Here is a 24,068-nt window from a genome sequence, read left to right as displayed (position 1 = left end):
ACACGGTGTCGCACAGCGCGACTACTACGTTGCATCGTAAATGCTCACCCGATCGTGTGCGCTAGCGTCGACAGACGTCAGGCGGGTTTCCGACCCCGAGCCAGCACGGAGGAGCAAGCGGTGATCACGGTCTACCTCAACCGCCGGATCGACGACGACGCGCGCCGCGAGTCCCTGTTCCGGGGCGACTTCCACCTCTACAGCGGGATCGGCGGCGCGAACGCCCTCGCCGACCACGCCAAGGACCTGATCGGTCAGGCCTTCGAGGGTCTGGACCCGGAGCGCGCCCAGTACGAGATGGACGTCGACGAGTTCGTCCGCCGCGTCGAGCCGCTCAAGCGCGAGTTCACCAACGGCGACCGGACCAAGGCGCTCTGCCAGCAGTTCGCCGTCGACTTCGGCGTCGACCCCGAGCGCACCTACTTCGACATCCCGCGGCTGCGCGTGATCCCGGCCGACCAGTTCCTCACCGCCGGTGTGTCCTACAACTACAAGGCGCACCGCGACATGTGGTACGGCCACCCGCAGCAGCTCGTGAACTACTGGACCCCGGTGTTCGACGTCGTCGGCGACAACGTCATGAGCATGTACACCGACTACTTCGACCGTCCGGTGAAGAACGGCTCGAACCAGTACGACTACGACGAGTGGGTCGCCAAGCACCGCACCGCGGCCGCCGGCGAGAAGACCACCGACACCCGTCCGCACCCGCTCCCGCTGGAGGACTTCGAGTCCCGCGGCGAGATCCGGATCGCCGGGCAGTCCGGTGACGTGTTCATGTTCTCGTCGAACCACCTGCACGCGTCGGCGCCGAACACCTCCGACGTCACCCGCTTCTCCTACGACCTGCGCACGATCAACCTCGACGACGTCCGGGCCGGACGCGGCCCGCGCAACGTCGACTCGGGCGCGACCGGCACCACGCTGGGCGACTTCCTGCGGGTCTCCGACCTCGCCCCGCTGAAGGCCGAGGAGTTCGAGGACGCACTCACGCACGCCTGAGCCCACCGCCCTCCCGACGGCCCGGTACCGCGAGGTGCCGGGCCGTCGTGCTCTCGACGCCCCGGCCCCGCCTGGCTAACGTCGTCCCGATGAGCGGTGAGCTGCGACCGGTGGACGCCCGCGTGCGGGCACTCGAGTCGATCCTGGTCGAGAAGGGCTACGTCGACCCGGCCGCACTCGACGAGATCGTCGAGACCTACCAGCACCGGGTCGGCCCGCGGAACGGCGCGCACGTCGTCGCCCGGTCCTGGACCGACCCGGACTTCGCGGCCCGGCTCGCCGACGACGCGACCGCGGCGGTCGCCGAGCTCGGCTACGGCGGTCGCGGCGGCGAGCACCTCGCCGCGGTGTTCAACTCACCGGGCGAGCACCACCTCGTCGTCTGCACCCTGTGCTCCTGCTACCCGTGGCCGGTCCTGGGTCTGCCCCCGGTCTGGTACAAGTCGCCGGCCTACCGGTCGCGGGCGGTGCTGGACCCGCGCGGCGTGCTCGCCGACTTCGGGACCGTGCTCGACGACGACGTCGCCATCCGGGTGCACGACTCCACCTCCGAGCTGCGCTACCTGGTCGTCCCGCAGCGTCCGGCCGGCACGGACGGGTGGTCCGCGGACGAGCTCGCCGCGATCGTCTCCCGCGACGCCATGATCGGCACCCGGCTGGTGTCGGCGTGAACGGCGCGCACGACCTCGGCGGCGCGATGGGCTTCGGGCCGGTGGAGCCCGAGCCGGAGGACGTCCGGTTCCACGCGGACTGGGAGCCGCTGGTGCTGGCGCTGACCCTCGCCGCGGCCCGCCCGGGCGGCTGGTCGATCGACGAGTCCCGGCACGCCCGCGAGTCGCTTCCCCCGCCGGTCTACCTGACCCTGACCTACTACGAGATCTGGCTCGCGGCGACCGAGAAGCTGCTGGTCACCCACGGCCTGGTCGGCGCCGACGAGCTCGACGCCGGGCGCCCCCTGCGCCCGCGCGCCGACGCCCCGGCCGCGCTGGACGCCGACGCCGCCGCCCGGGTGCTGGCCACCGGCGCCCCGACCGAGCGCGACGACACCGGCCCGCCCCGGTTCGCCCCCGGCGACCGCGTGCGGGCCCGGGTGATGCACCCGCGCGGGCACACCCGGCTCCCCCGCTACGTCCGCGGTCGCTGCGGGACCGTCGAGACCCACCGCGGGACCCACGTGCTGCCCGACGCCCGCGCGCACGGCCACGGCGAGTGCCCGGAGCCGCTCTACACCGTGGTGTTCACCGGCCCCGAGCTGTGGGGCCCGGACGCCGACCCGACCACGACCGTCTCCGTCGACGCCTGGGAGTCCTACCTTGAGCCCGCCTGACGGCCCGGTCTTCGACGAGCCGTGGCAGGCGAGCGCGTTCGCGCTGGCCTTGGCCCTGCAGGACACCGGGACGCTGGACCGGCAGGAGTTCGCCGAGACCCTGGGCGGCGAGCTGGACACCGGCCTGGACTACTGGGACGCCTGGCTCGCCGCGCTGGAGCACCTGCTCGACGGGCTCGGCGTCGCCGACCGCGGCTCGGTCGAGGAGCGGACCGGCGCCTGGCTGCGTGCCGCCGTCGCGACCCCGCACGGCGCGCCGGTCACGCTCGACGCCGACCCGCTGCGCTCCTAGACGACGGCCCACACCAGCGCGGCCGCGGCGAACCCGACGACCGACAGGATCGTCTCCAGCACCGTCCAGGTCATCAGGGTCTGCTTCACCGTCATGTTGAAGTACTTGGCGACGATCCAGAACCCGCCGTCGTTGACGTGGCTGGCGATGATCGACCCGGCCGACACGGCGACGACAATCAGCGCGAGCTGCGGCTGGCTGTAGCCGCCCGCGGCGACGGTCGGGCCGATGATGCCCGCCGTCGTCACGATGGCGACGGTCGCCGAACCCTGGGCGATCCGCAGCGCCGCGCTGATCAGGTACGCCGAGGCGATCACCGGCAGCCCGATCGCGGTCATCGAGCCGGCCAGTGCGTCGCCGACGCCGGTGGTCTGCAGGACCTTGCCGAAGAACGCCCCCGCCCCGACGACGAGCAGGATCATCCCGACCGGGCGCAGCGACTCGCCGGAGATCCGGCCGAGCTCGGCCATCGACGTCCCGCGCCGGATGCCGAGCAGGTACAGCGCGAGCAGCACCGACAGCGTCAGCGCGATGGCCGGGGTGCCGAGCAGCACGAGGACGTCGCGGAACACCGTGCCCTCGGGGAGCGTCACCCCCGCGACGGTCGCGGCGAGGATGAGCACCAGCGGGACCGCGATGATCGAGGAGATGAGCGCGACCGACGGGGGCGCGGCCACCGCGACCGCGGTCTGCGGGCCGGCCGTCTCCGCGGTGCGGACACCACCCGTCCCGCCGCCCGGGTCACCGTCGCCGTTGCCGTCGCCGGCGTCGCGCGCGGAACCGGCCGGGCCGGGGGCGGCGGCCGGGGCGGCCCCACCGGGCAGGTCCTCGGGCACGCCGACCTGGATCCGCCGTCCGATGAACGAGCCCCACCAGACGCCGCTGACCAGCCAGGCGGGAACGCCGCAGAGCAGGCCCATCGCGATCACCCAGCCCATCCCGACGCCGAGCAGCCCGCCCGCGGTGACCGGTCCGGGGTGCGGCGGCAGGAACGCGTGGGTCATCGACAGCCCGGCGAGCATCGGCATCGCATAGAGGACCAGCGAGCGGCCGCCGCGGCGCGCGGCCACGTAGACCAGCGGCGCGAGCACGAAGATGCCGATGTCGAAGAACACCGGGATGCCGAGCACCAGCCCGGTGACACCCATCGCGAGCGGTGCGCCCTTCGGCCCGAACAGCCGGAGCAGCCGTTCGGTCAGGGCGTCCGCACCACCGGAGCGCTCCATGATCGCGCCGAGCACGGTGCCCAGCCCGATGATCGGGGCGATGTGGCCGAGGATCCCGGCGAAGCCGGTCTCGAACAGCGAGTCCGACGCCTTGATCGGGGTGCCGACGAGGTCGGTGACCGACACGCCCGCGACGAGCGCGACCAGCACGCCGGTGACGATGAGCGCGATGAACGGCTCCAGCCGTAGTCGCATGATCATGATCAGCAGCAGCGCGACGCTGACGGCGGCGAGGGTGAGCAGGCCGGCCGTGTCGTTCTGCAGCCAGTCGAGGAAGGTCATCGTCGTCCTCCGGTGGGGTGGGTGCCCGGTGCGGTGCGGCCGTCGGCCCGGCGGCGCAGCGCGCGACCGGCGAGCGCGTCGGTGCGCTCCCCGCCGTCGATCGCGAAGGCTCCGTTGACCAGCACGTACGGGATGCCGGCCGCCTGCTGGGCGGGCTCGGCGAAGGTGGCGGTGTCGGTGACGGTGTCCGGGTCGAACACGACCAGGTCGGCGGCCAGGCCCGGCCGGACGCGACCGCGGTCGGCCAGGCGGAGCCGGTCGGCGGCGCGTCCGGTGAGGTGGTGGACGCACTCCTCCAGGGAGAACAGCCCGAGCTCGCGGCAGTAGTGGCCGAGGTAGCGGGGGAAGGTCCCCCAGGCCCGCGGGTGCGGCTTCGCCCCGACGAGCAGGCCGTCGCTGCCGCCGGTGTGCCGCGGGTGGCGCATGATCGCGCGGACGTTCTCCTCGTGCCCGACGTGCTGCAGGATGCCGGTCCCGAAGTCGTCGCGGAGCAGGATGTCCACGCAGGTGTCGAACGGATCCGCTCCGGTCGCGCCCGCGATGTCGGCGACCGTGCGCCCGACCGTCCCGGCGAGCTCGGGGTTCGTGACCCCGCTGATCTCGATCGTCTCCCACTCGGCGACGACGCCGTGGCAGCCGTCGGAGCCGTGGACCTCCAGGTCCTCGCGGATCCGGGCGAGGGCGGCCGGGTCGCGCAGCCGCTCGCGGGCCGCGTCGAGGCCGCCGGACTGGCACCAGCTGGGCAGGATCGCCGACAGCGTCGTCGCACCCGGCAGGTACGGGTAGGTGTCGAGGGTGATGTCGACGCCGCGGGCGACGGCCGCGTCGAGCAGCGTGATCAGCTCCCCGGCCCGGCCCTTGTTGGGGCCGAAGTTGAGCGTGGCGTGGGCCAGGTGCAGCGCGCACCCGGACCGCTCGGCGACGCCGACCATCTCGGCGTAGGCCTCCAGCGCGCCCGCGCCGTAGCTGCGGTGGTGCGGGGAGAAGAAGCCGCCCCGCTCCCCCACCGCGGCGCACAGCGCGGCGAGCTCGGCGCCGTCGGCGTACATGCCGGGGGTGTAGGTGAGCCCGGCCGAGAGGCCGACCGCGCCCTGGTCCATGCCGGTGCGGACGACGTCGGCCATCCGGGCGATCTCCGCCTGGGTGGCGGGGCGGTCGTCCCAGCCGCAGACCAGCGCGCGGACGGTGCCGTGCGGGACGAGGTAGGCGGCGTTGCCGGCGATGCCCTCGTCGAGCCGGTCCAGGTACTCCGCGACGGTGCGCCAGGTGAAGAAGTCCGCGCCGGGGTCGCCGTTCCAGCCGGCGATCGCGCGGCGCAGCACGGGCAGCACGGCGTCGTCGACGGGGGCGTAGGACAGCCCGTCCTGGCCGATGACCTCGGTCGTCACGCCCTGGGAGACCTTCGCGAGGTGCGCGGGCTCGGTGAGCAGGCGCAGGTCGGAGTGGGCGTGCATGTCGACGAACCCGGGGGCGACGACCATCCCGTCCACCTCGACGACCCGCTCGGCCCGTCCGGCCGCGTCCGGCCCGACCGCGGCGATCCGGTCGCCCTCGACGAGCACGTCCGCGGTGTACCGGGGCCCGCCGGTCCCGTCGACGACGGTGCCGCCGCGCAGCAGCGTGCCCATCAGAAGAACGTCCGGACGAGCTCGACGACCTGCGGGTCGGGGTCGGTGCCGTCCAGCACCGGGATCCAGCGCCACTTGTCGAACGCGGTGCACGGGTGCGAGAGCCCGAGCCGGACGACCTGCCCGATCCGGACCTGCTCCTCGGTGCGCAGGAACGCGTGCTGGTCGTTGACGGCGGTGACCGTCCCGGTCAGCGGCCGCGAGGGCGACCCGAGGTCGTCGGCGATCCGCTGCGGCTCGGGCAGCCCCTCGTCGAACGGGACGTCGCGCTTGCCCGCGTCGAGCAGCGCCAGGCCGGGCTCGGGGGTCGACACCACCCGGGCGGTCACGTGCATGGCCGAGCGGAACGGGCGCTGCTCCTCGTCGCGGGCCAGCGGGGAGATGCCGCGGTAGAAGCCGTCGTCGTGGACGAGGTAGGCGCCCGAGCGCAGCACGACGCGGGTGCGCGTGTCGGCGAGCCCGGCCAGCGCGGCGACGACCTGGTCGAAGTAGGCGCTGCCGCCCGCGGTGACCACGACCTCGTCGGTCCCGTAGGACGGGGCGAGCCGGCGGTGCAGCTCGGCGAGGTCGTCGAGATAGGCGCGGACGGTCGCCAGTGACGCCTCCGACGGGTCGTGCGCGAGGGCCCCCTCGTAGCCGCCGACCCCGGCCAGCGCCAGCACCGGGCTGGCCACGACGGCCGACGCCACCCGCTCGGCCTCGGCCAGGGTGCGCGCGCCGGTCCGGCCGCCGGGCGCCCCCAGCTCGACGACGACGGCGAGCGGCCGTGCCGGGGACCCCGCGGCGGTGGTCATCGCGGTGACGGCGTCGACCGAGTCGACCCAGCTCAGCACCTCCAGGTCCGGGTCGGCGTCACGCGCGGCGGCGACGGCCCGCACGCCTGCCGGGTCGACGAGCGCGTTCGCCAGCAGCACCCGTCGCACGCCGGCGTCGATCGCGATCCGCGCCTGCCACGGCGTCGCGACGGTGATCCCCCAGGCGCCGTGGCGCAGCTGCAGGTCCCACAGCGCGGGGGCCATCGTCGTCTTGCCGTGCGGGGCGAGGTCGACGCCGTGTGCGGCACACCAGCCGGCCATCCGCTCGGCGTTGGCGTGCAGGGCCGCCCGGTCGAGGGTGAGGACGGGTGTGGCCAGGTCCGACAGCCGCGGCCCGCCGGCGAGCCACTCGTCGACCGTACCGGGCAGCGGCGGGACCGACTTGGCGTACGGGCCGGGCCGTTCGGCGCCGAGCGACGCGTACCGGAGCATCCCGTTCTCCCCTCTGAGCAGGTACGTTGCGTATTTTGCAGCGATTGTTGCGTATTTCGGTGCGGCTGTTCTAGCATCAGCGCGACAGATCGGTCAACGACGGCGGAGGAGAACCCAGCAGTGGAAACCCCGGGCCGCAGCGCCGTGGTGTGCTTCGGCGAGGCCCTCGCCCTGGTCCCCGACGCGGCCGCCGTCGACGACCCGCGGGCCCCCGCGCACGCCGCGGGCGCCGAGGTGAACGTCGCGCTCGACCTGGCCGCGGCCGGCGTCGCGGTGGCGTGGGTCGGGCGTCTCGGCGACGACCGGCACGGCGCCCTCGTGCAGCGCACGCTCGCCGCCGCCGGGGTCGACACCGGTGGGATCGGCGTCGACCCGGACCTCCCGACCGGCCGTTACGCCAAGTCCCCGGCGCCCGACGGCGGCACCGTCATGACCTACCGGCGGTCCGGGTCGGCGGCCTCGGCGGCCGGGCCCGAACTGCTGGAGCTGCCCGCGGTACGCGACCGGATCGCCGACGCGGACTGGGTGCACGTCAGCGGGATCACCGCGGCCGTGTCGACGTCCTGCGCAGCCGCGCTGGCCGCGCTGCTGGCCCGCCCCCGCCGGTACCGGGTCGTGTTCGACGTGAACTGGCGCGAGCAGATGTGGCCCGACGGCGACCCGGCCCCGGTGGCCGCGCTGGCCGATCGGGCCGACGTCGTACTCGTCGGGGCGGACGAGGCGCGGCGGGTGTTCGGCACCGACGACCCGGCCCGGCTGCGCACGCTGCTGCCCGGCCCGGAGCTGGTCGTGGTCAAGGACGGCGCCCGGCGCGCACTGGCCGTGCACCGCGACGGCGCGGTCACCGAGCGCGCGGCGCTGGTCGTCGACGTCGTCGAGCCGGTCGGGGCGGGCGACGCGTTCGCCGCCGGGCTGCTCACCGGCCTGGTCCGCGGCGAGGACGTGGGCCGCTGCCTGCGGCGGGGCCACCTCGGTGCCGCCGCGGTGCTCGTCGTTCCCGGCGACTCCGCCGCACCGCTGCCCGAGCACCTGCTCGACCTCGACGACGACGCCTGGGCGACCCTGCGCGTGAACGCCGACCGGGAGGCCGTGTGAGCACCAGCCTGACCAAGGCGCTGCGGATCCTGGTGGTCCTCGGGGAGGGCCCGGCGTCGCTCGACGAGCTCGCCACGGCGCTCGAGGTGCACAAGACGACCGTCCTGCGGCTGCTGCGCACCCTGGCCGACGAGCACTTCGTGCACCGCGACGACCACCACCGCTACCGGCTCGGCTCGCGGCTGTTCGAGCTGTCCTCGCGCGGGCTGGACCAGCGCGAGGTGCGCACGGTCGCCGCACCGCACCTGCACGCGTTCAACCGGGCCCACGGCCACACCGTGCACCTGTCCGAGCGCGACGACGGCGAGATCGTCTACATCGACAAGCTGGAGTCGCTCGACAACGTGCGCATGGCGTCGCGGGTCGGGCTGCGCGGACCCGTGCACTCCACCGCCGCCGGGAAGGTGCTGCTCGCCGACCTGCCCGCGGCGGAGCGGAACCGGGTGCTCGACGACGTCGACTTCCCCGCCCGCACCCCGCACACGATCACCGACCGCGACGCCTACCTGGCCGAGCTCGCCCGGGTGCGCGAGCAGGGCTGGGCCCAGGACCGCGAGGAGAACGAGGCCTCGATCAACTGCATCGGGGCGCCGGTCCGCGGACCGGCCGGAACCGCCGTCGCGGCGGTATCGGTGTCCGTGCCGACCATCGTCGCCGGCTACGACCAGCTGATGGAGCTGGTCCCGTCACTGCTGGCCGTCACCGGGACGATCTCCCGCGACCTCGGCTGGCGCCCGACCCGAGAGGATCCCCCCGCATGACCACCGCCGCCAACGGCACCGTGACCACCACCGACGCACCCGCCCCCGCGCACACCTTCAGCCAGGGCGTGCGCAAGGGCGGCCTGCTGCAGGTCTCCGGGCAGGGCCCGATGGACCCGGAGACGAAGCAGTACATCGCGCCGGGCGACGTGCACGCCCAGACGCTGCGGACCCTGGAGAACGTCCGCGCGATCCTGGAGGCGGGCGGCGCCTCGGTCGGCGACGTCCTGATGTTCCGCGTCTACCTCACCGAGCGGGAGCACTTCTCCGCGATGAACGACGCCTACGGCGAGTTCGTGTCCCGGCACGTCCCCGACGGTGCCGCGCTCCCCGCACGCACCACCGTGTTCGTGGGCCTCCCCCACGCCGAGATGCTGGTGGAGATCGACGCCCTGGCCGCCTCGGCCGCCTAGCAACTCGCCGAGATGCACGTTCCCGCCCCCACCGGGGCGACAACGTGCGTCTCGACAGGGCGACGTCGATCGGGCGTAGCGGAACCGTGCTCCCGGCCACGGGAACGCGACGCTCGAGAGGCGTCGGCCGAAACCGGGCTGCTGCTCTACCCGCGGCTCATTCAGCGGGCGTAGCGCTGCTCCGCCCGCGCCCGGGCCTTCGCCGCCTCCACCTCACGGTCCTTCGGCGGGGCGGTCGTGGTCAGCCCGCCGAGCAGCTCCCGGGTCGCCTCGGCGACGGCGGCGACCGCCCGTTCGAACACCTCGGCGTTGGCCTGCGACGGCTTCGCCGCCCCGGCGATCTTGCGGACGTACTGCAGCGCCGCGGCGTCCACCTCGTCGGTCGTGGCCGGCGGCTCGAAGTTGTGCAGCGTCCGGATGTTGCGGCACATGGGCACCCCCTGGATATGACGACGGCCCGCCCCGCGACCGTAGCGCGGGACGGGCCGTCGACCGAGTGCGAACTACCGGACGACGTGCATCGTCCCGTCGAGCTCCCCCGCCGCCTGGCGCCGGTTCAGCACCGCGAGGCGGGTGAAGGAGTTGTCGAACGCGTCCTGGGTGAGGCCGCGGTTCCGGTACTCGGTGGCGAGCTGCTCGGCACCGGCCGGGATCGTCCAGGACGCCTCGAAGCCGAGCTCCTTGCGGGCCCGGGCGAAGTCGACCCGGTAGGAGCGCGGGTCGTTGCCGGCCTCACCGGTGATGTTCAGCGTCGAGCCGGGGACGGCGTCGATCACGGCCTGCGCGATCTCGGCGACGGTCCGGTTGTTCGTCTCGGTTCCCACGTTGTAGGCCCGGGCCCGGACGACGTCCGCCGGGGCGCCCAGCGCCGCGACGACCGCACCGGCGATGTCCTCGGCGTGCGCGAGCGGACGCCACGGGGTGCCGTCGGACAGCACGGTGACCTCGCCCGTGAGGATCGCCCGGCCGACCAGGTTGTTCAGCACGATGTCGGCGCGCAGCCGCGGCGAGAACCCGAACGCGGTCGCGTTGCGCATCGAGACCGGCACGAAGTCGGCGTCGGCGAGCTCGGCGAGGTCGTCCTCGACGCGGACCTTCGAGATCGCGTACGGGGTGACCGGCTTGAGCGGGGCGTCCTCGTCGACGAGGTCGTCGCCGGACTGGGCGCCGTACACCGAGCAGGTGGAGGCGTAGACGAAGCGGCCGACACCGGCCTCCTTCGACAGCCGGGCCAGCCGGGTCGAGGCGTGGTGGTTGATGTCGTAGGTGATCTCCGGGGCCAGCGAGCCCAGCGGGTCGTTCGACAGCGCCGCCATGTGCACGACGGCGTCGAACCCGGCCAGCTGGTCGACGGTGACGTCCCGCAGGTCGGTCGACATCCCGTCGACGTCCGGGGTGTCCAGCGAACCCAGCACGCAGTCCGCGAACAGCCCGGAGTCCAGGCCGATGACCTCGTGACCGGCGGCGGCGAGCAGCGGCGCCATCACGGTCCCGAGGTAGCCCTGGTGCCCGGTGAGCAGTACGCGCATGAGTATCCCTTTCTCGGCGGTGTGTGCGGGGTCAGAAACCGCTCGGCTCGGAACCGACCATCGGCGCTGCGGACAGCGTCAGCTTCTGGATGTGGAAGCCCTCGGCGTAGCGGGCGTGGCACTGGACGCCGCGCACGCGGGCCAGGCCGCGGAAGGTCTCGTCGTCGAACCAGGTCCGGTCGCGCTGGCTGCCGTAGTGCTCGTTGAGCTTGGCGATCTTCTCCGTGAGCACCGGCTCGGACAGCGGCAGGAAGGCCGTCGGCTGGGCGAGGTCGCCCTCCCACTTGAGGATCTCGTAGCCGAGCGTCAGGTGGTCGCGGAACGCGGTCGGGATCATCTGCGACAGCGTCCGGTGGTCCTGGTGGGCGTCGTGCGGCGACGGGCCGATCACCAGATCCGGCTCGCTGTGGCTGCGCAGGTCCTCCAGCGCCATCTTCGCCCGCTCCCAGTGCTGCGGGACGCGGCCGTCGGGCAGGTCCATGACGACGACGTCGAGGTGCGCGCCGGGGGTGAACGCGGCCAGTGCGGCCCGCTCCTCCTCCTCGCGCAGCGACCCCGCCCCGGTGAGGACCAGCGCGGTGACCTGCACCCCCGGATAGGCGCGGCACAGCTCCAGGAGCATCCCGCCGGCCCCGATCGGGATGTCGTCACAGTGGGCGCCGAGCAGCAGGATGCGGTCCAGCCGCTCGGGCAACAGGTTCAGCACGGTCTCTCGTTCCCCCCGGAATCGCGGCCTAGTCGCGCTGGTGGCTGCTGCGGTGCATCTCGGCGATCGCGGCCTGCAGCGGGTCCTGGTCGGTCTCGTGGGACTCCCAGAGCATCCACGGTCGCGCGCCGCTCTGGTAGGCCGCCTCCAGCGCGTTGCGCTCCTTGACGGTGTCCGCAGGCTGCCAGAAACCGCGGTGCCGGTAGGCCGACATGCGGCCCTTGCGCGCCAGCGGGGCGGCGGCGTCGGCGATCAGGTCGCAGTCCTTCTCGAGGAAGTCGAAGATCTCCGGCCGGAACATGAGGTAGCCGCCGTTCTCCCAGATCGGCATCTCCTGCAGCGTGGTGATCGACTCGAGCCTGCCGTTGTCGTCGACGTCGACGCAGTGGAACGCCGACTGCGGCGGCACCGCCATCAGCTGCCCGACGGCGTCGGTGCCGGCGAACTGCTCGACCATCCTGTCCAGCGGGGCGTCGGTGAGGACGTCGGCGTAGTTCGCGTGGAACATCTCCTCGTCCTTGACCAGCGCCTTCACCCGGCGCAGACGCTCACCGATCGGCGAGTCCAGACCGGTGTGGACGAACGTGATGTTCCAGTCCTTGATGTCGCTGCCCATGAGTTCGACCTCGCCCTGGTGCAGCACGAAGTCGTTGGACTCGGTCTCGTCGTAGTCGAGGAAGTAGTTCTTGATGTGGTGCGCGCCGTAGCCCAGGCACAGGACGAAGTCCTTGTGGCCGAAGTGGGCGTAGTAGCGCATCACGTGCCAGATCAGCGGGCGCGGCCCCACCGGGTGCATCGGCTTCGGGAGGTCGGACGCGCCATCGCGCATCCGCATGCCGTAACCACCGCAGAACAGGACGACCTTCACGTCAGACCACCTCGAGCGACGGGATCGGGAAGACCAGCGTGCCGCCCCACTCGCGGACGTAGGACAGCTGCTCGGTCAGCTCGGTGCGCAGGTTCCAGGGCAGGATCAACACGTGGTCGGGGCGGTCCTGCGCGATCCGCTCCGGAGCGAAGATCGGGATTCGGGTGCCCGGCGTCAGCCGCCCGTGCTTGTACGGGTTCCGGTCCACCGTGTACTCGAGCAGGTCGGGCCGGATGCCGCAGTAGTTGAGCAGGGTGTTCCCCTTGCCCGGGGCGCCGTAGCCGACCACGCGCTTCCCCTGCCGGCGGGCGTCGATGAGGAACGACACGAGGTCGTCGCGGATGGTGGAGACGGCCTCGGCGAACCCGTCGTGTCCCTCCGGCGTGTGCAGCCCGGCGGCCGCCTCGGCGGCCAGGACCTCGCGGACCTTCGCGCTCGGCTCACCGGCGACGTCGGCCGGGCGCGCCCACATGCGGATCGAGCCGCCGTGGGTGTCGAGCAGCTCGACGTCGACCAGGGTCAGCCCGCCCGCGGCGAGCGCCCGCTGCCCGGTGAGCAGCGTGTAGTACTGGAAGTGCTCGTGGTAGATCGTGTCGAACTGCTTGCGCTCGACGAGCGTGAGCAGGTGCTGGACCTCGATGGAGACCCAGCCGTCGTCGGCGACCATGGCGCGCAGTCCCTGCGCGAAGCCGACGACGTCGGGGATGTGGGCGAACACGTTGTTGCCGCAGACCAGGTCCGCCGGGCCGTGTTCGGCGCGGACCCGGGCGCCGGTCTCCGGGGTGAGGAACGCGGTGAGCGTCGGGACGCCCTTCTCGCGGGCGGCCTCGCCGACGTTCACGCTCGGCTCGACGCCGAGGCAGCGGATGCCCTTCGCGACGACGTGCTGGAGCAGGTAGCCGTCGTTCGAGGCGACCTCGACGACGAACGAGCCCGTGTCCAGCCCGGCGCGCTCGGCCGCCGAGTCGACGAAACGGCGCGCGTGGTCCACCCAGGACGAGCTGAACGAGGAGAAGTAGGCGTACTCCTCGAACGTCTCCTCCGGGCTGATCTCCGGCGGCAGCTGAGCGAGCAGACACGAGTTGCACACCCGCACGTGCAGCGGAAAGGTTTGCTCGGGCTGTTGTGCCGTCTGCTCGGTGAGGAACAGTTCGCAGGGCGGTGTGGCGCCCAGGTCGCAGAAGCTGCGCAGGTCGGTCGTGCCACAGAGACGGCACGTCAACGCGGTTCCGGACCCGATCGACGACGTCGTCCCGGAAGCATCCGTGTTCAGCACGCACGGAAGTGTGTCAACCCGACGGGTGTCCGCCGCGCCCGGGGTGCGGGTCACCCTTTCGTGGGTGTTTGTCCGTGTTCCCGCTCATCTCCGGCCGGCGCGCAGGGCGGGTGCGCTGCAGGGACGGCGTCGCCGACGTGTCACGATGACGAGGCCCCACGATCCGCCGTGGTGTAACGGCAGCACCTCGGATTTTGGTTCCGATGGTCCAGGTTCGAATCCTGGCGGCGGAGCAGGCCGCTGGTGTGCGACACGGCCCCGGGGCCAGGACAGCGCGGTCGGCGGCGAGACGGCGGCGACGTTCGCGGCCCCGACGACGGAGGCCACCTGCCTGCGCCCGAACTGCGGCATCAGCTCGGGACCGGCCCGGCCTCGAACTCGCGGCGCTCGGCCGCGGTGGCGTGGTACATCAGGACCACCTCCGAGTCGATCCGGCCCGCCTCCTCGAAGCTCGTGTCCAGCTCGTTCGTGGTCGCGCCGTAGGAGTCGACGACGAACCCGAGCTGGGCGAGCAGCTGTGCGCGGCTCGGACGCGGTGTCACCACGGGGTCGCTACGCTCCGGCGGCGTGACCCACGCGACCGAACGCGCAGTCCCACCACCGGAGCCCCAGGACGTCACCGCCCCGCTCACCGCCGCGGCTGCCTTCCTCGTCCTGCGGGTGGTCGACGGGCCGGACTCCGACGCCAGGGTCCGGTCGACGCTCGCCGCGACCTCCGACCTCGTCAAGAACGTCCGCATCGGCGCCGACGGCGCGGCGTTCCACTGCACCGTCGGGATCGGGCACCGGGTGTGGGAACGGGTCGTCGGCGAGCCGCCGCCGCGCGAGCTCGCACCGTTCCGCGAGATCACCGGCGCGAGCCACACCGCCGTCGCCACCGAGGGGGACCTGCTCTACCACCTGCGGGCGGACAGCACGGACCTGATCGTCCGCTTCGAGATGATGCTGCTGGACTCCTTCGGCGACACCGTCACCACCGTGGACGAGACCACCGGCTTCCGCTACCGGCACGGCCGGGACCTGCTCGACTTCGCCGACGGGACGGCCAACCCGGACGGGACGGGCCTCCCGGCCGCGACCCTGGTCGGCGAGGAGGACCCGGCACACGCCGGCGGCAGCTACGTCGTCGTCCAGAGGTACCTGCACGACATGGCCGCCTGGCGCGGGCAGGACGTGGCCACCCAGGAGGAGATCGTCGGGCGGACCAAGTTCGACGGGGTGGAGCTGCCGGACGCCGAGGAAGGCCAGAAGTCGCACAAGACGCTGTGCACGATCACCGACGACGACGGCGTCGAGCACGACATCCTGCGGGACAACATGCCGTTCGCGTCGCCGGGGCGCGGTGAGTACGGCACCTACTTCATCGGCTACTCCCGGCGCCTGTGGGTCGTGGAGACGATGCTGCGCCGGATGTTCGTCGGCGACCCGCCGCCGCTGCACGACCGCATCCTCGACTACTCGACTCCGACGACCGGGTGCACGTTCTTCGTCCCCGCCCGGCCCGTCCTCGACGGCCTGGACGACTGACCCGGACACGACGACGCCCCCGTCCGGATCCGGACGGGGGCGTCGCAGGTGTCGTGCTCAGCTCTCCAGCGCGGCGTCCAGCGTGATCTCGACGCCGGTCAGCGCCTTCGACACGGGGCAGCCGGCCTTGGCGGCCTCCGCGGCCTTGGCGAAGCCGTCGGCGTCGAGTCCGGTGACCTCACCGCGCACCTTCAGCGTGATGCCGGTCAGCTTGAAGCCGCCGTTGTCCTTGTCCGGGCCGAGCGAGACGTCGGCCGAGACGTCGAGGGACTCGGGGGTCCCGCCCGCCTCGGCGATGTTCGCCGAGAGCTGCATCGCGTAGCAGGCGGAGTGCGCCGCGGCGATGAGCTCCTCGGGGCTGGTGGTACCACCGGCGTCGTCCGCGGCGCGCTTGGGGAAGCTGACCTCGTAGGTACCGACCTTGGAGCTGGACAGCTCGACCTGGCCGGAGCCCTGCTCCAGGGAGCCGTTCCATGCGGTGCGGGCGCTGCGCGTGGGCATCGTTACCTCCGTGTCGTGGGGACCGATTTTGCACAACCGATCACTCGGCAGTCTTCTCCGCCCCAGCCGTTCCCGCCACCCCGGACCGCGAAACGCCTCCGGTCACTGCGGGATGTTGGTGACCTCGACCCGGTCGCCGACCTGCAGCGAGTTGAACCAGCGCTCCGCGTTCGCGCGGGACAGCCGGACACAGCCCGCGGACTCGGTCTCGGTGTTGCCCTCGTGGAAGGCGATGCCGCCGGGGGCGAAGAAGACCGCGAACGGCATCGGCGCGTTGTTGAACTCCGCGCTGCGGTGGTCCTTGTTCTTCCACTGGACCTGGAAGACGCCGGCCGGGGTGCGCTGGCCCTTCTTCCCGAACGACGCCGGGACCGGCCCGGCCTCGATCTTCCCGTCGCGGATCAGCCACGCCGTGCTGTTCGCGAGGTCGACGCAGGCGCGCGCGGCCGCCGAGCAGGGCGTCCCCTCGGCGCGGCCCGGACCACCCCGGTCGGACGCCGTCGGCGCCGCGGACGCGGTCCCGATCATCCCGGCGGTCAGCCCGGCCAGCACCAGGGCCGCCACCGTGGCCAGGACCGTCATCACCCGGGGCCGCCGGCGGCGTCCCTCGACCTCGCGCGTCATCGCACTCCGCTCATCATCGCGGACGGTGACCGGTCGGTCACCGCCGTCTGAACGGTGGAACGAGACCGGCACCCGACCGGTTACCACCCGAAGGGTTGATCTTGTGTTTACGGCGGCATCCCCGCGGGCGTGACGGGCCCGCCGGGTCACCCGGGGCCGTCCCCGTACGATGCCGTACCGGCACGGCGCGTCCCGCGTCCTCCGCCCGGCACGGGCGGCGAGTCCGGCAGGAGGAACCGAACATGCCCGAACCCGACCGGGCCGGCACCGGTGACCGACCGGCACCCGGAACGGCGACGGTCGCAGCCGGCATCGTCCTCGCGGCGGGCGCGGGCTCGCGGATGCGGTCGTCGACACCGAAGGTGCTCCACGAGCTGGGCGGGCGCAGCATGCTCGGCCACGCGGTGCACGCACTGGCCGGTACCGCGCCCGAGCACCTCGTGGTCGTCGTCGGACACGAGCGCGAGCGGGTGGAGCAGGCCGTCGACGGCATCTCCGCCGCCCTCGGGCGCACCGCCACCACCGCCGTCCAGGAGCAGCGCCTCGGCACCGGCGACGCGGTCCGCAGCGGCCTCACCCCGCTCCCCGCGGACCTGACCGGCACCGTCCTGGTCACCTACGGCGACGTCCCGCTGCTCGACACCGCGACCCTGTCCGCGCTGGTCACCGAGCACGCCGGCCGCGGCGCCGCGGTCACCCTGCTGACCTGCGAGGTCGCCGACCCCACCGGCTACGGCCGGATCGTGCGCACCGCCGACGGAGCCGTCACCGGGATCGTCGAGCAGACCGACGCGACACCGGAGCAGCGGGCCATCGTGGAGGTCAACTCGGGCGTCTACGCCTTCGACGCCGCGTTCCTGCGCGCGGGCATCGCGGGCCTGGCCGCGCACAACGCGCAGCAGGAGCTCTATCTCACCGACCTGGTCGCCGCCGCCGTCGCCGCGGACCGGACGGTGCACGCCGTCCGCTGCGACGACGAGTGGCGCGTGCGCGGCGTGAACGACCGCGTCCAGCTCGCCGAGCTCGGCGCGGAACTGAACCGCCGCGTGCTGCGGGAGTGGATGCTGGCCGGGGTCACCGTGGTCGACCCCGCCACCACCCGTGTCGACGTCGACGTGCGGCTCGCGCGCGACGTCGTCCTGCACCCGGGCACCCAGCTGCACGGCGCGTGCGAGGTCGACGAGGCCGCGGTCATCGGGCCCGACACCACGCTGACCGACACCGTCGTCGGGGCCGGCGCGAGCGTCGTCCGCACCCACGGGTCGGGGTCCCGGATCGGGCCCGGCGCCTCGGTCGGGCCGTTCGCCTACCTGCGCCCGGGCGCCGTACTCGGCGAGCGCGGCAAGATCGGCACGTTCGTCGAGGTCAAGAACTCCGACATCGGCGCGGGCACCAAGGTCCCGCACCTGACCTACGTCGGGGACGCGACGATCGGCGAGATGAGCAACATCGGCGCCTCGTCGGTGTTCGTCAACTACGACGGCGTCCGCAAGCAGCGGACCGTCATCGGATCCCACGTGAAGACCGGGTCGGACACCATGTTCATCGCCCCGGTCACGGTCGGGGACGGCGCCTACACCGGCGCCGGGACCGTGCTCCGCGACGACGTCCCGCCGGGGGCGCTCGCGGTGTCGGGTGGAGCACAGCGCACCATCGAGGGGTGGGTGCCGCGCAAGCGGCCCGGAACCCCCGCTGCCGAGGCGGCACAGCGGGCGGGCAGCGACCCGTCCACGAACGGCACGACCAGCAACGACGGCGCAGGTCACACCACCTCCGCCGGTACGACAGACCCGAGAGACCTCAGCCGAGGAGGCACCGCACGGTGAGCGCGATCGCAGGCACTCCCAAGAAGAACATGATGCTGTTCTCGGGGAGGGCGCACCCGGAGCTCGCCGAGCACGTGGCGAAGGAGCTCGACGTCACGGTCACCCCGCAGTCGGCCTACTCCTTCGCGAACGGCGAGATCTTCTGCCGCTTCGAGGAGTCGGTCCGCGGGTCCGACGCGTTCGTGATCCAGGCGCACTCCGCCCCGATCAACGACGCCATCATGGAACAGCTGATCATGGTCGACGCGCTCAAGCGCGGGTCGGCCAAGCGGATCACCGCGGTCATGCCGTTCTGGGGCTACGCCCGCCAGGACAAGAAGCACCGCGGCCGCGAGCCCATCTCGGCCCGCCTCGTCGCGGACATGTTCAAGACCGCGGGCGCCGACCGGATCCTGACCCTGGACCTGCACACCTCGCAGATCCAGGGCTTCTTCGACGGCCCCGTCGACCACCTGTTCGCGCTGCCGGTGCTCGCCCAGCACATCAAGAGCACCCGGCCGACCGACAACTTCGCGGTCGTCTCCCCCGACTCCGGCCGGGTGCGCCTGGCCGAGCGCTGGGCCGAGACCCTCGGCGGGACCCCGCTGGCGTTCATCCACAAGACCCGGGACCCGCTCAAGCCGAACGAGGCCGTCGCGAACCGGGTGGTCGGTGAGATCGAGGGCCGCTGCTGCGTGGTCATCGACGACATGATCGACACCGGTGGCACCGTCGCGAAGGCGGTCGAGGTGCTGCTCAAGGAGGGCGCCTCGGACGTGATCGTGGCCGCCACCCACGGCGTGCTGTCCGGTCCGGCCACCGAGCGCCTGGCGAACTGCGGCGCGTCGGAGGTCATCTTCACCGACTCGCTGCCGATCCCGGCCGAGAAGCGGTTCGACAGCATGACCGTGCTGCCGATCGCCCCGCTGCTGGCCGAGGCGATCCACCAGGTGTTCGAGGACGGCTCGGTCACGAGCCTGTTCGACGGCAACGCCTGAGCACTCCGCACGTCCGCCGACGGCGCCCCACCCGCGGGTGGGGCGCCGTCGGTCGTTCCGCCTCAGCCCTCGGTGGCCAGCCCTGCCAGACCCGGCGCCCCGGCCCGGCCGGTGGCGTCCTGCAGCCGCCGCAGCACGTCGTCGAACAGGGCCGCGTCGGAACCCAGCAGGTCCCGGTAGCGGTCCAGCACCCCGGCCGCCGCGGCGTCCCACTCCGCGAGTGCCGCGCGGCCCCGCTCGGTGGCGACGACGAGCACCCGGCGCCGGTCGACGACGTCGGGCCTGCGGTGCACGAGGTTCGCCGCGGTCATCCGGTCCACGAGCTTGGTCGCCCGCGGCGCCAGCAGCAGCGCGTGCTCGGCGACCACGCTCATCGTGCAGCCGCCGCGCGAGGCGAGCAGGCCGAGCACCCGCCACTGGTCGACGTCGGACCCGCAGCCGCGCAGGGCCTCGTCGAGCTCCTGGTCCAGGGTCCGGCCCACCGCGCAGAGCAGGCGCAGCGACTCGTCCCCGGACGGCCGCACGTGTTCCGCGGGCTCCGACATGAGCGCATCGTAACCGGACGTTTTCCGACGAGGCGCTAGGTGGGCGACGCCACGATGGATAGCGTCACCTGCATGACTCCGTTCCCGGACCCCGGGCGCGCGACGGCGGTGCCGGCGCGCGGGAGCGAGGTGCTCAACGTGGCGCTGGTCGTCCCGCTACAGGGTCCGGCGGGCATCTTCGGCCCGTCCTGCGAGACCTGCGCGACGCTGGCCGCCGAGGAGGTCAACGCCGCGGGCGGGGTGCTCGGCCGGGAGCTGAACCTGGTGCCGGTCGACGGCGGCGCGCCACCCGCCGTCGTCGCCGCGGAGCTCGACGCGCTGGTCAGTGCCGGCGCCGTGGACGCGGTCACCGGCTGGCACATCTCGGCGGTCCGCGAGGCCGTCGCGCCCCGGATCCGCGGGCGGGTGCCCTACGCCTACACCGCCCTGTACGAGGGCGGCGAGCAGCGACCGGGGCTGTTCCTGACCGGGGAGACCCCGGACCTGCAGCTGGGCCCGTCGCTGAGCTGGTTCGCCGAGGCCGCCGGGGTGCGCCGCTGGACGATCGTCGGCGACGACTACGTGTGGCCGCGCCGGTCCGCGCAGGTCGCGACCGAGCACCTGCGCCGGATCGGCGGGACGGTCTGCGACGAGATGTACGTCCCGCTGGGCACCGAGGACTTCTCGCGCGTGCTGCTCCGGGTCGAGGCCAGCGGCTGCGACGCCGTCCTGATGCTGCTGATCGGCAACGACGCCGTCGAGTTCAACCGGGCGTTCTGCGTCCTCGGGCTGGACCGGGAGATCCTGCGGTTCAGCTCGCTGATCGAGGAGAACGTGCTGCTCGCCTCGGGCCCGGAGAACACCCGCGGCCTGCTCACCTCGGCCGGCTACTTCGAGGACCTGGCGACGGCGTCCGGGCTGGACTTCGCGGCCGCGCACGCCCACCGCTTCGGCCCGGACGCGCCGGTGCTCAACAGCCTCGGCGAGTCCTGCTACGAGGGCGTCCGGCTGCTGACCGAGCTCATGCGCCGGGCCGGGTCGCCGGAGGTCCCGGCGATGACCGCGGTCGCCGAGGGGCTGGCCTACGAGAGCCCGCGCGGAACCGTCGAGGTGCACGGGCGGCACCTGCGCCAGCAGGTGTTCCTCGCCGTCGCCGACGGGGTGGCCTGGGACGTCGTCCAGCAACTCTGACGGGTCCGTTGACACCCCGGCCCGTCGGTCGTACTTTCCCAGGAAAATATTTCCTCAGATGCATGTCGGGTCGCCCGGCGTGCCGGGAGGTACGACCGTGGCGCTCTACGTCTACCGGTGCGGGGCCGACGGCCCCGTCGAGGAACGGCACCCGATCGGCAGCGCCCCCGCGACGGCGCGCTGCCCCACCTGTGGGGAGCAGTCCCCGCGCGTCATCACCGCACCGATGCTCGGCCTCGCCGACCGCGGCCGGATGGCCCTGATCGACCGCACCACGGCCACCGCCCACGAACCGCAGGTCGTCTCCGCCCCACCGCCGCGCCCGCTGCGCCCCGGCGGGCCGCCGCTGCACCCCGCCACCCGCGGTCTGCCGCGGCCCTGACCGCGTCGACCTGCGCCGCGCCGACCGCCTCACCCCTCCGCCCCGCCCGCGTCCGCACCGACCCCGGGAGTGTCCGATGCCCAGGAACGTCTTCCCCCTCGACAGCACCAGGACCTTCACCGACCAGCAGCTGACCGGCCACAACCGGTGGCACCCCGACATCCCGGCGCAGGTCCACGTCAAGCCCGGGGACACGTTCCGGGTCGACTGCCGCGAGTGGTTCGACGGCGCCATCCACAACGACGACTCCGCCGACGACATCCTGAACGCGCCGCTGGCCGGGGTGCACGTGCTGTCCGGGCCGATCGCCGTCGACGGGGCGCAGCCGGGTGACCTGCTGATCGTCGACATCCTCGACGTCGGGCCGATCCCGCAGGAGGACTCCGGGCCGCTGGCCGGGCAGGGCTGGGGCTACACCGGCGTGTTCGCCACCCGCAACGGCGGCGGCTTCCTCACCGAGCAGTTCCCCGACGCCTACAAGGTCATCTGGGACTTCCAGGGCGGGACGGCCACCTCCCGGCACGTCCCGGGGGTGTCGTTCACCGGGATCGTCCACCCCGGGCTGATGGGGACGGCGCCGTCGCCCGAGCTGCTCGGCCGCTGGAACGCCCGCGAGCAAGCGCTGATCGACACCGATCCGGAGCGGGTGCCGCCGCTGGCCCTGCCGCCGAACCCGGACTCGGCGATCCTCGGCTCGCTGACCGGCGCCGACTTCGACCGGGCCGCCGCGGAGGCCGCGCGCACCGCACCGCCCCGGGAGAACGGGGGCAACCAGGACATCAAGAACCTCACCAAGGGCAGCCGGGTCTTCTACCCGGTGTTCGTCGACGGCGCGAACCTGTCGATGGGCGACCTGCACTTCTCCCAGGGCGACGGCGAGATCACCTTCTGCGGCGCGATCGAGATGGGCGGGTTCATCGACCTGCACGTCGACGTCATCAAGGGCGGCATGGCGACCTACGGCGTCTCCGAGAACGCGATCTTCGTACCGGGCAACACCGACCCGCAGTACAGCGAGTGGATCGCGTTCTCCGGCACCTCGGTCACCCTCGACGGCGAGCAGCGCTACCTCGACTCGCACCTGTCGTACCAGCGGGCCTGCCTGCACGCGATCGACTACCTGACGAACTTCGGCTACTCCCCGATCCAGGCCTACATGATCCTCGGGGCGGCGCCGATCGAGGGCAGGCTGTCCGGTGTGGTGGACATCCCGAACTCGTGCTCGACGGTCTACCTGCCGACCGGGATCTTCGACTTCGACGTCAAGCCCGGCAAGAACGGCCCCCACCGCATCGACCCGGGTCCCGGCGTGCCCCACTCTGTGGCCTGAGCAGCCGGTTCCGTGGTCGTCCCGGGGGGCTGGCCCCAGGACGACCACGGGCCTGGCGTAGGCTTCTCGGCATCTCCGCGGCGAGGGCGGGTGCACTCTTGACCCGCCGTGATCGACGTGGGCCGATCCCGGTCGGCTCCTCGCCGCGCGCGCCTTCCACCGCAGACAGTTCGAGGAGCAGTTCCCGTGGCCCAGACCCGCATCCCCGCCGAGACCCGGACCGAGTTCGGCAAGGGCGCCGCCCGTCGCACCCGTCGCGCCGGCAAGATCCCCGCCGTCCTCTACGGCCACGGGACCGACCCCGTCCACCTGTCGCTGCCGTCGCTGCAGTTCGCCGCGGTCGTCCGCGAGCAGGGCCGCAACGCCGTGCTGGAGCTCGACGTCGACGGCAGCAGCCCGCAGCTCGCGCTGACCAAGACCGTGGTCGTGCACCCGCTGCGCCCCTACATCGAGCACGTCGACCTGCTCGTCATCAAGCGTGGTGAGAAGGTCGAGGTCGAGCTCGACGTCGTCGTCACCGGCGAGGCCGCCCCCGGCTCGCTGGTCACCCAGGACCTCAACACCGTCCTGGTCGAGGCCGACGTGCTGAACATCCCGGAGAACATCGAGATCTCCGTGGAGGACGCCGAGATCGGCACCCAGTACTTCGCCAAGGACCTGAAGCTCCCCGGTGGCGTCGAGCTGCGCACCGACGAGGAGTACCTCGTCGTGCAGGTCGTCCCGGCCCCGACCGAGGAGGACCTCGAGGCCGAGGTCGACGCCGAGGGCGCCGGTGTGGTCGAGGAGCCGTCCGACGAGGAGCAGGCCGCCGAGGCCGAGACCGAGGGCGACTCCGCCGAGGGTTCCGCGGACTCCGAGGGCGACTCCGAGTCCTCCGACAAGTGAGCCCCGTGCCGGGGCCGGCTCTCGTCGTCGGACTCGGGAACCCGGGTCCGGACTACGAGGGCACCCGGCACAACGTCGGTACCCGCGTCGCCGCACTGCTGGCGACGCGGGCCGGCGCCGGCCGGTTCTCCGCGCACAAGCGGTCGAACTCCGACATCGCGCAGGGCCGGCTCGCCGGTCGCCCGGTGACCCTGGCCGTCCCCCGGACGTACATGAACCTCTCGGGTGGCCCGGTCGCCGGGCTCGTGCAGTACTTCTCGATCCCGCCGACCGAGGTGATCGTCGTCCACGACGAGCTGGACCTCGACTTCGGCGTGGTCCGCCTCAAGCGCGGTGGTGGCGAGGGCGGGCACAACGGCCTGCGCTCGATCAGCAAGGCGCTCGGCACGAAGGACTACCTGCGCGTGCGGTTCGGCATCGGCCGGCCGCCGGGTCGCCAGGATCCGGCGGACTACGTGCTCAAGCGGTTCTCCGGCGTGGAGAACAAGGAGCTCGACCTCGGTCTGGACCTCGCCGCGGACGCCGCCGAGGCCCTGCTGTCCGAGGGCCTGGAGCCGGCGCAGAACCGGTTCCACCCGCTGTCGGGCTGAGCCCCGCCCTCCACGGGAGCCCCGGTCCCTCGCAGGGACCGGGGCTCCCGTGCGTCCGG

General features: G+C 72.9%; 27 protein-coding genes and 1 tRNA gene. 16 read left to right on the top strand and 12 right to left on the bottom strand.

Features of this window, described 5'->3' with window-relative positions; translation table 11 throughout:
• The first annotated feature begins 120 nt into the window (after nucleotides 1–120).
• From ATL51_RS20465 to ATL51_RS20450, 4 genes are all read left to right on the top strand, one after another.
• Nucleotides 121–1,002 (top strand): phytanoyl-CoA dioxygenase family protein, encoded by an 882-nt coding sequence (locus ATL51_RS20465; protein WP_062400283.1) that lies wholly within the window; start codon nucleotides 121–123, stop codon nucleotides 1,000–1,002.
• Nucleotides 1,003–1,091: 89 nt separating this feature from the next.
• Nucleotides 1,092–1,673 carry a nitrile hydratase subunit alpha gene (nthA, locus tag ATL51_RS20460; protein WP_100879612.1) on the top strand — a complete coding sequence of 194 codons (582 nt, stop codon included), beginning with the start codon at nucleotides 1,092–1,094 and terminating at the stop codon, nucleotides 1,671–1,673.
• Entirely contained in the window at nucleotides 1,670–2,329 is a 660-nt protein-coding gene (gene nthB, locus ATL51_RS20455) for a nitrile hydratase subunit beta (protein WP_100879611.1), read from the top strand. The genes nthA and nthB overlap by 4 nt, the downstream gene beginning before the upstream one ends.
• Entirely contained in the window at nucleotides 2,316–2,621 is a 306-nt protein-coding gene (locus tag ATL51_RS20450) for a nitrile hydratase accessory protein (protein ID WP_100879610.1), read from the top strand. Before nthB ends, ATL51_RS20450 begins: the two co-directional genes overlap by 14 nt.
• On the opposite strand, the gene ATL51_RS20445 is transcribed toward ATL51_RS20450, so the two are convergent.
• From ATL51_RS20445 to ATL51_RS20435, 3 genes are read right to left on the bottom strand one after another with little or no spacing between them, the layout of a single operon-like run.
• Complete coding sequence (locus ATL51_RS20445; protein ID WP_100879609.1) at nucleotides 2,618–4,129, bottom strand: GntP family permease; 1,512 nt, start codon at nucleotides 4,127–4,129, stop codon at nucleotides 2,618–2,620. The two genes, ATL51_RS20450 and ATL51_RS20445, sit on opposite strands and share 4 nt — an antisense overlap.
• Nucleotides 4,126–5,757, bottom strand: a complete 1,632-nt coding sequence (locus ATL51_RS20440) for an N-acyl-D-amino-acid deacylase family protein (RefSeq protein WP_100879608.1) — start codon at nucleotides 5,755–5,757, stop codon at nucleotides 4,126–4,128. The genes ATL51_RS20445 and ATL51_RS20440 overlap by 4 nt, the downstream gene beginning before the upstream one ends.
• Nucleotides 5,757–7,004 (bottom strand): amino acid deaminase, encoded by a 1,248-nt coding sequence (locus ATL51_RS20435; RefSeq protein WP_100879607.1) that lies wholly within the window; start codon nucleotides 7,002–7,004, stop codon nucleotides 5,757–5,759. The genes ATL51_RS20440 and ATL51_RS20435 overlap by 1 nt, the downstream gene beginning before the upstream one ends.
• 120 nt (nucleotides 7,005–7,124) lie before the next feature.
• Here ATL51_RS20435 and ATL51_RS20430 point away from each other — a divergent pair, with 120 nt between their 5' ends.
• The 3 genes from ATL51_RS20430 to ATL51_RS20420 are packed head-to-tail and all read left to right on the top strand — an operon-like array spanning nucleotide 7,125 to nucleotide 9,273.
• A complete protein-coding gene (locus ATL51_RS20430; protein WP_208623041.1) occupies nucleotides 7,125–8,099 on the top strand; it encodes a sugar kinase in 975 nt (324 codons plus the stop codon).
• Nucleotides 8,096–8,860 (top strand): IclR family transcriptional regulator, encoded by a 765-nt coding sequence (locus tag ATL51_RS20425; RefSeq protein ID WP_100879606.1) that lies wholly within the window; start codon nucleotides 8,096–8,098, stop codon nucleotides 8,858–8,860. Before ATL51_RS20430 ends, ATL51_RS20425 begins: the two co-directional genes overlap by 4 nt.
• A complete protein-coding gene (locus tag ATL51_RS20420; RefSeq protein WP_100879605.1) occupies nucleotides 8,857–9,273 on the top strand; it encodes a RidA family protein in 417 nt (138 codons plus the stop codon). Before ATL51_RS20425 ends, ATL51_RS20420 begins: the two co-directional genes overlap by 4 nt.
• Before the next feature lie 161 nt (nucleotides 9,274–9,434).
• Here ATL51_RS20420 and ATL51_RS20415 read toward each other — a convergent pair whose 3' ends face one another.
• The 5 genes from ATL51_RS20415 to ATL51_RS20395 all read right to left on the bottom strand — a co-directional run bounded on the left by ATL51_RS20415 (nucleotide 9,435) and on the right by ATL51_RS20395 (nucleotide 13,652).
• The gene (locus ATL51_RS20415; RefSeq protein ID WP_100879604.1) at nucleotides 9,435–9,704 is read right to left on the bottom strand and encodes a DUF2277 domain-containing protein; all 270 of its coding nucleotides are present in this window, start codon (nucleotides 9,702–9,704) and stop codon (nucleotides 9,435–9,437) included.
• A gap of 72 nt (nucleotides 9,705–9,776) precedes the next feature.
• Nucleotides 9,777–10,802, bottom strand: coding sequence for an NAD-dependent epimerase/dehydratase family protein (locus ATL51_RS20410; RefSeq protein ID WP_100879603.1), 1,026 nt, complete (start codon nucleotides 10,800–10,802; stop codon nucleotides 9,777–9,779).
• 31 nt (nucleotides 10,803–10,833) lie between these two features.
• Nucleotides 10,834–11,508 (bottom strand): PIG-L deacetylase family protein, encoded by a 675-nt coding sequence (locus ATL51_RS20405; RefSeq protein ID WP_100879602.1) that lies wholly within the window; start codon nucleotides 11,506–11,508, stop codon nucleotides 10,834–10,836.
• A 28-nt stretch (nucleotides 11,509–11,536) separates the two neighbouring features.
• Nucleotides 11,537–12,376 (bottom strand): sugar phosphate nucleotidyltransferase, encoded by an 840-nt coding sequence (locus ATL51_RS20400; protein ID WP_073577631.1) that lies wholly within the window; start codon nucleotides 12,374–12,376, stop codon nucleotides 11,537–11,539.
• 1 nt (nucleotide 12,377) lies between these two features.
• Nucleotides 12,378–13,652, bottom strand: coding sequence for a class I SAM-dependent methyltransferase (locus ATL51_RS20395; protein WP_301549109.1), 1,275 nt, complete (start codon nucleotides 13,650–13,652; stop codon nucleotides 12,378–12,380).
• 162 nt (nucleotides 13,653–13,814) lie between these two features.
• Between ATL51_RS20395 and ATL51_RS20390 the strand changes: the two genes are divergently transcribed.
• Nucleotides 13,815–13,885 (top strand) — tRNA-Gln (locus tag ATL51_RS20390).
• Between the two features lie 117 nt (nucleotides 13,886–14,002).
• Here the strand turns inward: ATL51_RS20390 and ATL51_RS20385 are convergent.
• Complete coding sequence (locus ATL51_RS20385) at nucleotides 14,003–14,194, bottom strand: hypothetical protein (protein ID WP_157818465.1); 192 nt, start codon at nucleotides 14,192–14,194, stop codon at nucleotides 14,003–14,005.
• A 25-nt stretch (nucleotides 14,195–14,219) separates the two neighbouring features.
• On the opposite strand from ATL51_RS20385, the gene ATL51_RS20380 reads away from it, so the two are divergent.
• Nucleotides 14,220–15,179 (top strand): Dyp-type peroxidase, encoded by a 960-nt coding sequence (locus ATL51_RS20380; protein ID WP_100879599.1) that lies wholly within the window; start codon nucleotides 14,220–14,222, stop codon nucleotides 15,177–15,179.
• Between the two features lie 57 nt (nucleotides 15,180–15,236).
• On the opposite strand, the gene ATL51_RS20375 is transcribed toward ATL51_RS20380, so the two are convergent.
• Nucleotides 15,237–15,680, bottom strand: a complete 444-nt coding sequence (locus ATL51_RS20375; RefSeq protein WP_073577628.1) for an OsmC family peroxiredoxin — start codon at nucleotides 15,678–15,680, stop codon at nucleotides 15,237–15,239.
• A 102-nt stretch (nucleotides 15,681–15,782) separates the two neighbouring features.
• Nucleotides 15,783–16,304, bottom strand: a complete 522-nt coding sequence (locus ATL51_RS20370) for a L,D-transpeptidase (RefSeq protein ID WP_100879598.1) — start codon at nucleotides 16,302–16,304, stop codon at nucleotides 15,783–15,785.
• A gap of 341 nt (nucleotides 16,305–16,645) precedes the next feature.
• Between ATL51_RS20370 and glmU the strand changes: the two genes are divergently transcribed.
• Both glmU and ATL51_RS20360 read left to right on the top strand, forming a co-directional pair.
• Nucleotides 16,646–18,130, top strand: coding sequence for a bifunctional UDP-N-acetylglucosamine diphosphorylase/glucosamine-1-phosphate N-acetyltransferase GlmU (gene glmU / locus ATL51_RS20365; RefSeq protein ID WP_392567407.1), 1,485 nt, complete (start codon nucleotides 16,646–16,648; stop codon nucleotides 18,128–18,130).
• On the top strand, nucleotides 18,127–19,107 hold the full coding sequence (locus ATL51_RS20360) for a ribose-phosphate diphosphokinase (RefSeq protein WP_073577627.1): 981 nt from the start codon (nucleotides 18,127–18,129) through the stop codon (nucleotides 19,105–19,107). The genes glmU and ATL51_RS20360 overlap by 4 nt, the downstream gene beginning before the upstream one ends.
• Before the next feature lie 62 nt (nucleotides 19,108–19,169).
• Here the strand turns inward: ATL51_RS20360 and ATL51_RS20355 are convergent, their stop codons facing one another.
• Nucleotides 19,170–19,652: a MarR family winged helix-turn-helix transcriptional regulator gene (locus tag ATL51_RS20355; protein WP_100879596.1), complete on the bottom strand. Its 483-nt coding sequence runs from the start codon at nucleotides 19,650–19,652 to the stop codon at nucleotides 19,170–19,172.
• A 72-nt stretch (nucleotides 19,653–19,724) separates the two neighbouring features.
• Here ATL51_RS20355 and ATL51_RS20350 point away from each other — a divergent pair, with 72 nt between their 5' ends.
• The 5 genes from ATL51_RS20350 to pth all read left to right on the top strand — a co-directional run bounded on the left by ATL51_RS20350 (nucleotide 19,725) and on the right by pth (nucleotide 24,009).
• On the top strand, nucleotides 19,725–20,822 hold the full coding sequence (locus ATL51_RS20350; protein WP_100879595.1) for a substrate-binding domain-containing protein: 1,098 nt from the start codon (nucleotides 19,725–19,727) through the stop codon (nucleotides 20,820–20,822).
• A 97-nt stretch (nucleotides 20,823–20,919) separates the two neighbouring features.
• Nucleotides 20,920–21,204 (top strand): FmdB family zinc ribbon protein, encoded by a 285-nt coding sequence (locus ATL51_RS20345; RefSeq protein ID WP_062400225.1) that lies wholly within the window; start codon nucleotides 20,920–20,922, stop codon nucleotides 21,202–21,204.
• A gap of 76 nt (nucleotides 21,205–21,280) precedes the next feature.
• Nucleotides 21,281–22,534, top strand: coding sequence for a formamidase (gene fmdA, locus ATL51_RS20340; protein WP_100879594.1), 1,254 nt, complete (start codon nucleotides 21,281–21,283; stop codon nucleotides 22,532–22,534).
• A gap of 186 nt (nucleotides 22,535–22,720) precedes the next feature.
• Complete coding sequence (locus ATL51_RS20335) at nucleotides 22,721–23,419, top strand: 50S ribosomal protein L25/general stress protein Ctc (protein ID WP_073577623.1); 699 nt, start codon at nucleotides 22,721–22,723, stop codon at nucleotides 23,417–23,419.
• On the top strand, nucleotides 23,416–24,009 hold the full coding sequence (pth, locus tag ATL51_RS20330) for an aminoacyl-tRNA hydrolase (protein ID WP_073577622.1): 594 nt from the start codon (nucleotides 23,416–23,418) through the stop codon (nucleotides 24,007–24,009). Before ATL51_RS20335 ends, pth begins: the two co-directional genes overlap by 4 nt.
• The last annotated feature ends 59 nt before the right edge of the window (nucleotides 24,010–24,068 follow it).

Source organism: Pseudonocardia alni, assembly GCF_002813375.1.
GTDB classification, from domain to species: Bacteria; Actinomycetota; Actinomycetes; order Mycobacteriales; family Pseudonocardiaceae; genus Pseudonocardia; species Pseudonocardia alni.
Note: the sequence above shows the minus strand (reverse complement) of the source record. Positions and strands in the feature narration are given on the sequence as shown.